The 13,581-nt window shown below is 41.7% G+C and carries 13 protein-coding genes; 9 read left to right on the top strand and 4 right to left on the bottom strand.

What is annotated here, in order from left to right:
- Positions 1–102 precede the first annotated feature (102 nt).
- From MGG13_RS06170 to brnQ, 7 genes are all read left to right on the top strand, one after another.
- On the top strand, positions 103–2,856 hold the full coding sequence (locus MGG13_RS06170; RefSeq protein WP_239034329.1) for a 2-oxoglutarate dehydrogenase E1 component: 2,754 nt from the start codon (positions 103–105) through the stop codon (positions 2,854–2,856).
- Positions 2,857–2,869: 13 nt separating this feature from the next.
- The gene (gene odhB, locus MGG13_RS06165) at positions 2,870–4,111 is read left to right on the top strand and encodes a 2-oxoglutarate dehydrogenase complex dihydrolipoyllysine-residue succinyltransferase (protein WP_239034328.1); all 1,242 of its coding nucleotides are present in this window, start codon (positions 2,870–2,872) and stop codon (positions 4,109–4,111) included.
- 44 nt (positions 4,112–4,155) lie between these two features.
- Entirely contained in the window at positions 4,156–5,097 is a 942-nt protein-coding gene (locus MGG13_RS06160) for a VOC family protein (RefSeq protein ID WP_239034327.1), read from the top strand.
- On the top strand, positions 5,097–5,300 hold the full coding sequence (locus MGG13_RS06155) for a DUF6501 family protein (RefSeq protein ID WP_133432307.1): 204 nt from the start codon (positions 5,097–5,099) through the stop codon (positions 5,298–5,300). The genes MGG13_RS06160 and MGG13_RS06155 overlap by 1 nt, the downstream gene beginning before the upstream one ends.
- A 40-nt stretch (positions 5,301–5,340) precedes the next feature.
- Positions 5,341–6,123, top strand: coding sequence for an ATP-binding protein (locus MGG13_RS06150; protein WP_239034326.1), 783 nt, complete (start codon positions 5,341–5,343; stop codon positions 6,121–6,123).
- Positions 6,123–7,958, top strand: coding sequence for a vWA domain-containing protein (locus tag MGG13_RS06145; protein ID WP_239034325.1), 1,836 nt, complete (start codon positions 6,123–6,125; stop codon positions 7,956–7,958). The genes MGG13_RS06150 and MGG13_RS06145 overlap by 1 nt, the downstream gene beginning before the upstream one ends.
- Positions 7,959–8,047: 89 nt before the next feature.
- Positions 8,048–9,385 (top strand): branched-chain amino acid transport system II carrier protein, encoded by a 1,338-nt coding sequence (gene brnQ, locus MGG13_RS06140; protein ID WP_133432310.1) that lies wholly within the window; start codon positions 8,048–8,050, stop codon positions 9,383–9,385.
- Positions 9,386–9,398: 13 nt separating this feature from the next.
- Here the strand turns inward: brnQ and MGG13_RS06135 are convergent, their stop codons facing one another.
- The 3 genes from MGG13_RS06135 to MGG13_RS11390 are packed head-to-tail and all read right to left on the bottom strand — an operon-like array spanning position 9,399 to position 11,509.
- Complete coding sequence (locus MGG13_RS06135) at positions 9,399–10,535, bottom strand: toxic anion resistance protein (RefSeq protein ID WP_239034324.1); 1,137 nt, start codon at positions 10,533–10,535, stop codon at positions 9,399–9,401.
- Positions 10,516–11,238, bottom strand: coding sequence for a 5-bromo-4-chloroindolyl phosphate hydrolysis family protein (locus MGG13_RS06130; RefSeq protein WP_165983131.1), 723 nt, complete (start codon positions 11,236–11,238; stop codon positions 10,516–10,518). Before MGG13_RS06130 ends, MGG13_RS06135 begins: the two co-directional genes overlap by 20 nt.
- 25 nt (positions 11,239–11,263) lie before the next feature.
- Positions 11,264–11,509, bottom strand: coding sequence for an acylphosphatase (locus MGG13_RS11390; RefSeq protein ID WP_420827916.1), 246 nt, complete (start codon positions 11,507–11,509; stop codon positions 11,264–11,266).
- 167 nt (positions 11,510–11,676) lie between these two features.
- On the opposite strand from MGG13_RS11390, the gene MGG13_RS06125 reads away from it, so the two are divergent.
- The gene (locus tag MGG13_RS06125; RefSeq protein WP_239034323.1) at positions 11,677–11,970 is read left to right on the top strand and encodes a DUF1033 family protein; all 294 of its coding nucleotides are present in this window, start codon (positions 11,677–11,679) and stop codon (positions 11,968–11,970) included.
- 173 nt (positions 11,971–12,143) lie between these two features.
- On the top strand, positions 12,144–12,344 hold the full coding sequence (gene cspA / locus MGG13_RS06120; RefSeq protein ID WP_016912585.1) for a cold shock protein CspA: 201 nt from the start codon (positions 12,144–12,146) through the stop codon (positions 12,342–12,344).
- Positions 12,345–12,493: 149 nt separating this feature from the next.
- Here cspA and MGG13_RS06115 read toward each other — a convergent pair whose 3' ends face one another.
- Positions 12,494–13,453, bottom strand: coding sequence for an IS30 family transposase (locus tag MGG13_RS06115; RefSeq protein WP_239034322.1), 960 nt, complete (start codon positions 13,451–13,453; stop codon positions 12,494–12,496).
- Positions 13,454–13,581: the final 128 nt, after the last annotated feature.

The raw sequence follows: 13,581 nt of genomic DNA, 5'->3' as shown, positions 1-13,581 counted from the left end.
TGAATTATAAAAATTTGCTTATTCACTCTTCAAAATAAATATTCACAGTGCTAGAATAGGAGTTGTAAACGTTTTATTACTTTAAATTAAGGGGGAACCAGCATGAATAAAGACAATCTTGAAGAAGCACCTGTCCGCTTCGGTGCCAATCTAGGTTATCTGCTGGAAATGGCGGATCAATATAATCATGATTCCGCATCAGTGACAGAAGAACTGCAGGCGCTTTTTGGCGTCCTTGCTTCTGGAGATGTAAAAACAGGGGATGCAGGAAAGCTGAAGTCTGTCATTCAATTAGTTGATAATATCAGACAGTATGGCCATTTGAAGGGCGATATTTATCCATTATATAAACGAGAGTATGATCATCTGCCAAAACTGACATTAGAAGAATTTGGCCTGACTGAGGAAGACTTGAAGGCACTACCGGCAAAACTCGTCTCAGAGAAACTGGCTTCTCAGTTTACTAATGCCTATGAAGCGATCTGTCACCTAAGTGAAGTGTATATGGGTACGATTGGTTACGAGATGTCTCACATCAATAATGCAGATGAGCGTGACTGGCTGATCAATGAGATTGAAATAGCAGGACGACAGGCTTTTTCTAAAGAAGATAAGATTAAATTGCTTAAAAGCGTGGCACATGTTGAAGGGTTTGAAAAATATATTCATAAAAACTTCGTCGGCGCTAAGCGTTTCTCTATTGAAGGGGTAGACGCGCTTGTTCCAATGCTTGAGACAGTTTTATCTGAATCGAGTAAAAGTGATATCGGCAACATTCAGATCGGAATGGCACACCGCGGTCGGTTAAACGTTCTGACTCATATTTTAGAGAAGCCATACGAAATGATGCTGGCTGAATTTATGCATGTCGATCCACTTAAGTTTTTACCTGAGGATGGCAGTCTGAAGATTTCGAGAGGCTGGACAGGCGATGTGAAGTATCATCTAGGCGGAACTAAGACGACAACGCGTTACGGAAGTGAACAAGTTATTGAATTAGCGAAAAATCCAAGTCATCTGGAAATCGTGGCGCCAGTTGTGCTGGGTAAAACACGTGCTGTTCAGGATGCAACGAATGGTAATGCGCCTGAACAGGATATCAACCGTTCTTTAGCTGTACTAGTACATGGTGATGCAGCATTCCCAGGTCAGGGTATTAATTTTGAAAGTATGAACCTTAGCAATCTGGATGGATACAAAACTGGCGGTTCTCTTCATATCATCACGAATAACCGTGTCGGTTTTACAACTGAATGCTGGGATTCACGTTCGACTAATTATGCAACGGATATCGCAAAAGGCTATGATATGCCGATTGTCCACGTCAATGCGGATGATATTGAAGCATGTATAGATGTCATCATACTCGCAATGAAATTCCGTCAGACGTTCCACCATGATTTCGTCATTGATTTAGTGGGTTACCGCCGCTATGGTCATAATGAAATGGATGAGCCATCTGTTACGAATCCGATGATGTACAAAGAAATCAAAACACATCCGTCCATCGAGATTCTATATGGTAAAAAACTGGTAGCTGACGGCGTTATTTCAGAAGAAGAGATGAACCAGATCTTCAAGAATGTTGAAGAGGAGCTGCGCAGCGCTCACGATTCTATCGATAAGAATGAAAAAGAGACGGATGCTGAGATGGCGATGCCGGAAGTTGTTGCTGCAGGTCAGGATGATGTGGAGACTGGGGTAGACCTAGCGGTTTTAGAACAGCTGAATCAAGATATGCTGACTTATCCCGAAGGATTCACGCCTTTCAGTAAGTTAACGAAGATACTGGAACGTCGCCAGGATCCATTTACGAAAGACGGTCTTGTTGACTGGGGACATGCCGAACTACTCGCTTTCGGTACGATTATTCAGGATGGTAAACCTGTACGTCTCACTGGCCAGGATTCAGAGCGCGGAACATTTGCACAGCGTCACGCTGTATTAAGTGACGAGAAGACCGGTGAGAAGTATACACCACTGAAACATATTCAAGGTGCACAGGCATCTTTTGATATCCATAACTCGCCATTATCAGAAGCGGCAGTCGTCGGATTTGATTATGGGTATAATGTTCAGAATAAAAATGCGATGACGGTATGGGAAGCGCAGTATGGCGACTTCTCCAACATGGCGCAGATGATGTTTGATAACTTTATTTCAAGTGCTCATGCTAAGTGGGGCGAAACATCGGGTATGACTTTACTGTTACCTCATGCATACGAGGGACAGGGACCGGAACATTCGTCTGCCCGCTTAGAACGCTATCTGCAGCTCGCTGCTGAAAATAACTGGACAGTGGCGAACCTGACGAGTACGTCCAACTATTTCCATCTGCTAAGAAAACAGGCTCATTATCTGAATACAGATCAGATGCGACCACTCGTGATGATGACACCTAAGAGTCTCTTGCGTAATACATTTGTCTCAAGACCGATCAAAGAATTTACTGAAGGACAGTTCAGACCGGTCATCACAGACAGCTATAAGAAAACAAAAGTGAAGAAAATTCTGATTGCCAGCGGTAAGGTGGCTATTGACCTCTATACGGAACTGCAGAAAAATCCAAATGATGAAATTGCACTCATCCGTCTGGAGCAGCTTTATCCATTACCAGAAGAAGCACTTAAAAACGTGATAACGGATTTAAAAAATGCAGCTGAAATCGGGTTTGTGCAGGAAGAACCGCAGAACCAGGGTGCATGGCATTACATCTATCCGGAACTGGAAAGTCTGGCAAATGGTAAAACCATCAAGTACTATGGTCGCGTGAAGCGCTCTAGTACGTCTGAAGGTGACAATGAAGTACACAAGTTAGTTCAGAACGCTATCATACAGGATGCTTTAACAATTTAAGGGGGAAAATAGAGTGGCAGAGATCAGAGTACCAGAATTAGCAGAATCAATTACAGAAGGAACGATTTCTACATGGTTTAAGCAAGTAGGCGATCACGTTGAAAAAGGTGAGAACATCGTAGAACTGGAAACAGACAAAGTCAACGTTGAAGTGATTTCTGAAGAAGCAGGTATCGTTACTGAGCTTAAAGCAGCAGAAGGCGATACAGTTGAAGTAGGATCTGTTATCGCAATTGTAGACGCAAACGGTTCAGGTGCGGCACCCAAAACGGAAGCGCCAGCAGAGACTAAAACGGAAGCCCCTAAAGCTGAACAACCTCAGGCTGAGGCTACAGTTGAACAGGCTGTAGAGGAATCAAAAGCTGAACGTATCGTTGCGACACCATCAGCTCGTAAACGTGCACGTGAACAGGGTATCGATTTAAGTGAAGTCAACGCTAAAGATCCGCGTGGTCTGATCAGAAGTCATGACGTCGACAATGCAGCTAACGCACCAGCTCCAGCTCCTGCAAAAGCACCGGCTCCGGCTGCTAAAAACGATAATCCTGCTAAACCGGTGATCCGTGAGAAAATGTCACGTCGACGTAAAACGATTGCGAATAAATTACTCGAAGTCTCACAGAATACTGCGATGCTGACAACATTCAATGAAGTAGATATGACAAATGTCATGGATCTTCGTAAACGTAAGAAAGACAAGTTCCAGGAAGACCACGACGGTACTCGTCTCGGCTTCATGTCATTCTTCACAAAAGCAGTTGTCGCTGCGCTCAAGAAGTATCCGGCTGTCAACGCTGAAATTGATGGCGACGATCTTGTACTGAAACAGTTCTATGATATCGGTATCGCCGTATCAACTGAAGAAGGACTCGTAGTACCGATTGTACGCGACTGTGACAAAAAGAACTTTGCTGAAATTGAAGGCAGTATTTATAATCTGGCTGTAAAAGCACGCGACAAAAAACTTGGACTTGATGACATGATGAACGGGTCATTCACTATCACAAATGGGGGTGTCTTCGGTTCTCTGATGTCTACACCTATTATCAACGGCACACAGGCGGCTATTTTAGGTATGCATTCTATCGTCACACGTCCAATCGCCATTGATAAGGAACGTATGGAAAACCGTCCGATGATGTATATCGCACTGAGCTATGACCATCGTATTATTGATGGTAAAGAAGCAGTAGGCTTCCTTAAAACAGTTAAAGAGTTAATTGAAAATCCAGAAGACTTATTACTGGAAAGCTAATCTAGAGCCGGCATTAGCCGGCTTTATCTCATGGAGGATAAGAAATGAAACTATTAGGGATTCATCATATCACGGCCTATACTAAGGATATCCAGCAGTGTTATGATTTTTATCATCATATTTTAGGGATGAAACTGATTAAACAGACAGTTGACCATCAGACGCCTTCAGTCCCTCATCTTTATTTCGGGGATAAAAAAGGTCAGCCGGGCACAGCACTCTCATTTGTAGAGGGCGATTTTAAAGATGGCAATGATGACATCTTTGCATACTCTCTTCGAGTTCCGACTGACCGCAGTCTATATGCTTATAAACTGCGCTTTGATGATTATAACGTCAAGCATGATGCGGTCATTCAATTGAACGGCAGGCATGCACTGCCGTTCTATGACTGTGATAACCGTCTCGTCTACTTAGTTTCAGATGAGACGAATACGGGTGTGCTTGCCGGCACACCGGATGATGCTTCACCAGTTGAATCAATCCATCAGATTTACGGTATAGGTCCTGTTCTGATAACGGTGCAGCATTCCCTGATCACAGCTTCTGTCCTTCATCAGATCTTAAAACTTGAGCGTACCGGAGAATACGCACATACTGCTTCACAGGAACCGGTACAGGTCTTTACAATGGCAACAGGCGGCAATGGCGGAGAAATTCATCTGCTGCAGCAGAATACAGAGAAGGCTGAGCATGCAGGTATTCATCATGCGGCATTCAGAATAGACGATATTGAAGCTGCAGAGCAGATGCTGGATAAAGCGGAGATCCAGCATTCCGGCATCGTCGATAGTCAGTATTTCAAATCGCTTTATTTCAGAGACATAAGTGGTGTATTATTTGAGTTAGCTACAGATGAACCTGGATTTACAGTCGATGAAGATATCGATGCGCTCGGTCAGTCTTTAAGCCTGCCTGAACAACTGGAGAGCAGACGCCAGGAGATAACAGATCAGCTGAAATCCATCAGAAAGGATGCGTTATAATGTTACACGAAGAATGGCACGATAAAGCACCGATTGCAAAAGTGAAAGTCGTCCATACTGACGCGAAGAAGTATAAAGTCAGTGATATGCTGACAATCGGTCAAGTCTATGATGTTGTCAATGAAACGGAAGAGTATTATCATATAAGAGATAATAGCGGTAAAGTAGGCGGCTATTACAAAGAATACTTTGAACAAGTATAAAAGGGCGTAAGCCCTTTTTTATTGTGGATAGGAGATATAGATGAACTTATATCAGAATGAAGATACAGCGATAAAGACAGATGCACTCAATATGCTGAAAATGAACAAGAATATATTACTGAAAGGGCCGACAGGTTCCGGTAAAACAAAGCTCGCTGAAACGCTGAGACATGAGCTCAACCGCCCGATGCACAGCATCAACTGCTCAGTCGACCTTGATGCGGAGAGTCTGCTCGGCTTCAAGACCATTGAAATAGTAGATGGTGAATCTGTCATCACATTTGTTGAAGGCCCTGTCATCCAGGCGATGAAAGAAGGCCATCTGCTTTATATCGATGAAATCAATATGGCAAAGCCGGAGACATTGCCTATTCTAAATGGTGTACTCGACTTCCGCCGTACCATCACGAATCCATTTACGGGTGAAGTCATTACAGCGGCTGAGGACTTTGCGGTCATCGCAGCCATCAATGTCGGTTATGTCGGTACGCTCCCAATGAATGAAGCACTTAAGAACCGCTTTGTTGTGATAGATATGGATTATATTTCAGGTGATACCTTGAAAGAAGTCATCAAAACGCAGACGTTACTGCAGGACAGTGCGCTGATTGAGCAGCTCGTGAAGTTTAACCATGACCTTGTGACGATGGCGGAGCAAGGTCAGATCAGCGAGGAAGCGAGTTCTATCCGTGCGCTTCTCGACCTTTCAGACTTGACGACTATCATGCCGATAGAACGTGCCGTGAAACGTGCCATTGTAGATAAACTGGAAGATGAGCGTGAACAGCAGGCGATCATCAACGCGATGGAACTGACTTTCTGATGAGTGAAAAATTTATTCTATTCAACGATGAGAAAATAGATGCCTCTCAGCTGATGATGCTGACAGACCTCGCGCAGCTCATCATGGAGGATAATGAAGTTAAGGTCAATTTTCAGAAATTTGGCTACTACGATCCGCTCGAAAAAAGTCTGAATGTCAGCTTCAAATGGAAGCATAGGTCCGATCTGGATGAGCTCTATGCCCTGAAGAGCGATTGCCTCTTGTATGGCATGGGTTATCAGTATATGGATCAGCAGGCAGTCCATGAGCTGCTATCAGAAGAACTGAAGTTTACAAAGTTCCGCAACCAGCTGTTCATGCTGCTTGAAGAATACCGGCTGCAGAAAACAGTGCTTCATCATAGACCTGCAGCTGCCAAATATTTTGATACACGGATGCGACTGAAGCGACAGCAGAACTTGAGTCAAATCAAGGTCTATGAGACGAAGAAGATGCCGACAGACCTGCTGTTTCTGAAGATAGAGCGTGCGGTCCTGAATGACAATATCCTTGATTTTGAGACGGATTTCAGCGATGAATTTAATGCGCTGATCAGACAACGTTTAACTGCACTGTTCGAACTGAAGACGACGACTGATACTGTCGACCTGACACTCAGTCTGCTGTACATCATTGAGCCGCTCTTAACAAAAGATATGCTGAATGACTATTACTACCTGCCGGTCAAACTCCTGGATGATATTAAACGCTTCAAAGAGCAGAAGGCAACAGAGCTGTCCGGCAAAGATGCTGCTTCGGGGTCAAATGAGACTGAAGACGTGCAGGCAAAGACCAGTCAGTCAGCTTCTGAATCCGCTTATATGCAGACAGAAATCTCTGAAGGCCAGAACAGCCGTGCTGAGAGTGACAGTGCACGAGAAGGGCATGCATCTGATGAACCATCTGAGATTATGGCGGGTAGAGGTCAGAGTACAACTCAGAAAGACGGTGAAGGTGTAGACATCGCTGAAGAACTAGGTGCTGAAAATGAACAGGTAGCCATTGAGTGGCGTACACCGAAAGTGACTGAGCAGTCGCGCATGGATTACAGTATAAGTCAGCAGGAAGTCATGTCTGAAGTGAAAAAGCTGACAAACATCATACAGAAGACGATTGCACACCAAAATGAAAACGCACGCAGACAGCTAGCGATGGGCAGACTGGACCGTAAGCTTGTCAACTGGTTTATGGACGACCAGAAACGTGTGTTCTACAAGGAGGACCAGCAGTCAAAAGAATTGGATGCGACTTTCACATTGCTTGTTGATGCCTCTTACAGTATGGAAGACAAACTGGAAGAAACAAAAAAAGGAATCGTCCTTTTTCATGAGACGCTTAAAAAGCTGCTGATTCGTCATGAAGTCATCGCATTTAATGAGGATACATTCAGTTCAGATCAGAATGTTCAACTGAATATATTTGACTATCTGATCAACTATCAGCAGTCTCTAAATCCAAACATGGGGCCAGGTATTGAAACCATTGCGGCACAGGATGACAACCGTGACGGGCTGGCCATCAGAGTAGCAGGGGAGATGCTGAAGAGACGGAGTGAACAGCAGAAGTTTCTGATTGTCTTCTCAGACGGTGAACCATCGGCCTTTCAATATGAATCGAACGGGATTATCGACACGCATGAAGCAGTAATGAAACTGAGACGTGAAGGGATATTCGTCATCAATGTTTTCCTCAGTCAGACACCGATCTCAGAAGCGGTTGAAAACACGATTAAAAACATCTACAATGACTACTGTGTCTTTGTAGAAGGCGTAGAGAATCTACCTTATGTCATCTCGCCATTACTGAAGAAATTGCTGTTACAATCTTTACACTAAATAAATAATTTAAATTTTCAGAAAAATATAGACTTCATTCCTTTAAAGTGATATAATTTCAATTAATTATTTCTGTTAGGAGGAAGTTTATGAACAAAAAAATAGTCGTGGTTGGCTTTATGTTATTCGCTATCTTTTTCGGAGCGGGTAACTTAATCTTCCCGCCTAAATTAGGCTTTATCAGCGGAGAGTTTTTCTGGCCCGCTATCATCGGTTTTATTGTGACAGGGGTAGGGATTCCGCTTATCACGATTATTGCCGGTGCATTTGATGAAGGAGGCTATAAGGCTGCTTTAAAGAATGTTCATCCTGTCTTTGGCGTCATTTTTCTGATCGCCATCTATTTAACTATTGGACCTTTATTTGCGATACCCCGAACAGGTGCAACTTCTTATGAAATGGCTTTAGTTCCGTTTATAGGTGGTCCTTCTAAATTGTCTTTATTCTTGTTTACGTTAGTGTATTTCGGTATTTCTCTCTGGCTCGCCATTAATCCCTCTAAGATGGTTGACCGGGTTGGTGCCATTCTGACACCTGTCTTACTTGTATCAGTTGTGCTGCTTGTTATCCGTGGCATCTTTATTTTCTCTGGTAACGCATCTACACCAACGGATACAGAGACTTTTACATCGGGCACAGGTAGTTTCTTCACTGGATTCACAGAAGGCTACTTGACGATGGACGCCATTGCAGCTATTGCTTTCTCTGTGATTGTATTGAATGCGGTGAAAGATAAAGGATTTACGAAAGAGACAGGCCTTCTGAAACCGACGATGCTAGCTGCTCTCATTGCGGCAGGTGCACTCGGATTTATCTATCTGACGCTTGGCTGGATGGGGAATCATTATCCATTGTCAGGTGAGCAGCTGGCCTTCATTGATAAGAATGGCCTCGACATCAGAACTTACCTGCTGACACATATGGCCAATGATGCATTCGGTGGATTTGGTAAAGTCTTGATTGGTGTCATTGTAACGCTTGCGTGTCTGACTACTTCTATCGGATTAATCGTTGCAGTCAGTGAATATTTCTATGAGATTTTCCCAAAGATCTCTTACAAAGTTTATGTTGTTATCTTTACGTTGTTCAGCTTGTTGTTAGCGAATCAAGGCTTACAGCAAGTTATAGCAACTTCTGTGCCAGTCCTGATGGTTCTTTATCCGATTGGTATGACACTTGTGTTACTCGTTATTTTATCTAAATTCATACCGACTCCAAGACTGTCTTATCAGATAGCAATGGCTTTCGTTACTATCATTGCTGTTCTTTCGGTGCTGTCCAGTAAAGATGTTGGACTGCTGCAGTTCCCTCTTATGAATCACTTACCGTTAAAGGCGCAGTCAATGGAGTGGTTACTCTTTGCACTCGCGGGCTATGTACTCGGACTTATCTTTGGAGCAAAACAACCTAAAATCAAATTCAACTAAAAAACCAGACGAACTAGAAGTTCGTCTGGTTTTTCTCTTGCTGTAATTGCAGGAGCTGTGTTTTCAGTTCCTGTTCCATCTTCGTTAATTCTGCTTCAGCTGCGCGGCGTTTAGAAGCACCTTCAGCCTGTATACTTAAAGTCTCACGGATCGTTTCTACAATATTGTTCTGAGTCGTTTTAAGCGTCTCTATCTCAACAATTCCACGTTCGTTTTCCTGTGCAGTCATAATGGTGTTTGTTTTTAACATCTCTGAATTTTTTAAAAGCAGTTCATTTGTTGTATTAGTGACTTGCTGCTGTGCTTTAGAAGCCTTTTGCTGATGCATGAGTGACAATGCAATAGCCATCTGGTTTTTCCATAATGGAATACTTGTTAAAATTGAACTCTGAATTTTTTCTGCTAATGTCGAGTTAACGTCCTGTATCATACGAATCTGAGGTGCAGACTGCAGTGTAATCTGGCGTGAAAGCTTCAGGTCATAGACACGTTTATCAAGACGGTTAATATACTGGCGCATATCATTTAGTTCCTGGACGGCTAACTGGTCGTTTGAGATGCTTGCTTTTTGCTGCAGTTCAGGAAGGTTCGCATTTAGTTCATCACGTTTTTCTTCTGCAGCCATGATGAACATATCGAGTGCTTCAAAATAAGCGCGGTTTTCCTCATATAAACGGTCCAAAAGAGCAACGTCTTTCATCAGTACATCTTTAGAGTGGTTCAGTTCTACTGAAATACGGTCGATTTGGGCAGAGACTGATTGATATTTAGACATCAATTCGTTAACAGTCGCCCCAACACGTTTGAACAGGCGTTTAATCGTTGACTTTTCAGTCTGGCTCAGTTCATCTGGATCGATTTCACGCAGTTTTTTCATTAATTTATCTAAATTATCACCAATCGGAGCAACATCTTTACGCTGAACTTCATCAAGGATCTGCTGAGAAAACTGAGAAAGTTTAGCTTGTGCGCCTGCACCGTACATCAGTAAATTTTCATTATCGAGTGGTTTGATCTGATGTTTAATCTGATTGATTTTTTCACGCTTCTCAGGAGAAATGGTATCGACCTGTTGTAATGGGGCAGTAGCAGGGCTGATAGTCTCCGCAAAAGGGTTGGCTGTTAAGTCATTAATTAAATCGTTGTTCATTATCAAAAATCCTTTCTTCTTGGCGTTTTTTGATGACAGGTACTTTTACGAGTTCCTCGGTTTCAAGTTGCGGTGTTACTTTTTCTTGTATTTTAGGCTGGTTGATTTTGGCGAGATCCACTTCAACAGACATCGCTTGAAAATCTTCTGAGTTTAATGCACGCAGATCGGCCTGCAAAGTCCGTTTCAGTTCTTCAAGTGTCAACCGTGCAGCCTGCAGCTGAGCCATTTCTTCCTGATTCTTATGGGGCATTCTGACCAGTGTCATATAATGATCGACAAGGTTGACCGTATTATCGAGATGTGTAAAAAAGAAACTGTCAACTTTGAAAAATTTATTAGGCTGTTTCTGAACGGTTTTATAAATGATACGCGCAATACGATTGATTTCAATTACAGACTTGAAATCTTTAATACTCCGCACCTTAGTGTACTGAGACATTAAAGTCTTGATTTTAGGACGGGCCTCATTCAAGTGCTTACGAATATATTTAAATTCTCGACGTGAGAGTCCCGCTTCGTTTAAATATTGTTTAGAAGTCGTCAGCTGGATGGGGATATATGCACCGATATAACCACCCAGCATAATCAGCCAGTCAAGCCATTGATCAAACGCAAAATATGTTGTGCTGATAAAACCGACGATTAAAGTAATAGGCACCGCAAAAATGGCACCTAAATAATAGGAAATATTATATTTCATATGCTTCATTCCTTTAATGAAATTACTATATTTGTTTGAACTGCTTAAAATCCTGATAGGGAAGTTGTTCACAGGTGTTAGAGGAGACTTTAGCAAACATGGTAGGACCTTTTAATATACGTTCCATAAATGCATGAATATCATTCTTGTTTCCTGAGACAAAGATCTCTACATAGTCTTCAACATTCGCGACAGTACCTGTTACAGGAAACTTTTTAGCATGTGAAGCTGTCGCATTTCTAAATCCGACACCTTGAACTCTACCAAATATTTTATAATGTTCAGTAATCAGAGTTTTTCACCTCTTCATTTCTCTTTATTTCAATTATATGTATTTCATGCTGAAATTCCTAATAAATCGCATCGCTAAGTCAATTGCTTGAAAATATTGCAGAATACTCACATAATAGTGTAGAACTTATGAAAGAAGGGATTCGCATGTGGGAAGTCATCATCATACGGGCAGATTATGAAGGCTGGTGGCTTTTTGAAGGTTGGCAGGACCATATCATTCATCAGGAACAAGCTGATAGTGAAGAGAAGTTTGAGAGAGTCTATCAGGAGCGTCTGAAACTGATGCGAGAAAAGTTTACTAACGAACTAATAGGGAAATATCAAATACACGCTTTTTATAATAACTGTGAACTGCAATACTGTGAAGATTGCGAAGAAGATCTGCAGATATTCTACAGCTTAATCACTTTAAGAAATGGAGAAATTTATTACAATTAAGTAAAATTGTAAACGCTAAACTTTACAAAAAACTGTATTGCATAACCATTTGTGTTATTTTATAATGATAACAACCAGTAAGCGTTATCTGCATATTACAAAGTAAGTAAGCGTTATTTATTTTGTAATATGCAAATAATGCATATTGAATTTTCAGTGTTGGAGGTTTCATAATGAAACAAGGTACAGTTAAATGGTTTAATGCAGAAAAAGGATTTGGCTTCATCGAAATCGAAGGAGAAAATGATGTATTCGTACATTTCTCAGCGATCAATCAAGAAGGCTACAAATCATTAGAAGAAGGCCAAGCAGTGGAATTCGAAGTCGTTGAAGGCGACCGCGGACCACAAGCAGCTAACGTTGTTAAATTATAATTTATAATTATAGATGAACGTTAATAGAGCACCCCGGTTAATGCCGGGGTGCTCTATTTTTTATTTAACTTTTAAAAATTAATATAAATATATTATGTAAACTTAATAAATTATTAAAAAATATAATTCACAATAGAGAATTTCGTTTGTCAAAATAAGCTAGACAACTTCTCATCTTCGATGAAACTCATAAATACTTCCAATGGTGTCCTGTAACCAAGAGATTTTCTTGGCCGATTATTGAGGGAATGTGCAACTTGAATAATATAATCATCTGTAACTGTGTTGAAATCCATATCTTTGTCGAGACCGTTTCTTCTAAGCATACCATTTGAATGTTCATTAAGACCACGCTGCGAAGGTGTGCCTGGATCAGCAAAAAAGATAGATATATCGTGTTGGTTACTGATTGACTTCCAGCTGGAAAACTCTTTACCGCAGTCGAATGTAATGGATTTAAAGAGACGATAAGGTAAAGCTGCGAACATACTGTTTAATGCTTTTTCAATGTCGGATGCCTTGCGGCCTTCCGGTCGTAGGGTGATGATCATCTTAGAAACGCGTTCAACAAGGGTGATGACTGCGCTGCCATGATGACGCCCGACAATCGTATCTCCTTCAAGATGACCGAACTCTGTATCAAAGTCAGGAAATTCAACTGTTCTTTCTGAAATGTGACGTTTGAAAGTCTGACGACCTCTTTTCTCATGATGACCGTTAGGTTTTCTTTTCCCTTTCATCGGAAGTGATTGAACAGGAAGAATATCTTCCCTGAACATTCTGTACAGAGTTTTGACAGAACAGCTGATAGGTTCTTCATTTCTGCCTATGATGGTGTCAGGTGTCCAGCCGTCGGCTATCCTTTTTTGAATATAACTGATCTGATGCTTAGGAAGGACGATTCTACGTCTTCCGCAAAGAGATTTTCTTTTCTTATAGTTCTGATAGAATTCCAGTGCAGATATACCTGCTTTGAGTGCATTAATTACATTATAGACGGTCTGTCTTGAACGCTTAATTCTCCGGCAGATCTCACTGACCGAAATTTTCTGGTGGTAATATGATTCTATGAACGCAAGTTCATCCGTGGTAAGATGTGTATAGGCCATTTGTGCTAACTCCTTATGTTTTCTTTGGACGGAAATACATATTGAGTTTAGCACAGAAGGCTTTATTAATTGTCTAGCTTAATTTTACAATCGGCGGAATATAAAAACGATAATAAAAAAATACCCTG

This window comes from Macrococcus brunensis, from assembly GCF_022343725.1.
In the GTDB taxonomy this organism is placed as follows: Bacteria; Bacillota; Bacilli; order Staphylococcales; family Staphylococcaceae; genus Macrococcus; species Macrococcus brunensis.
This window is presented reverse-complemented; position numbering and strand designations above follow the sequence as displayed.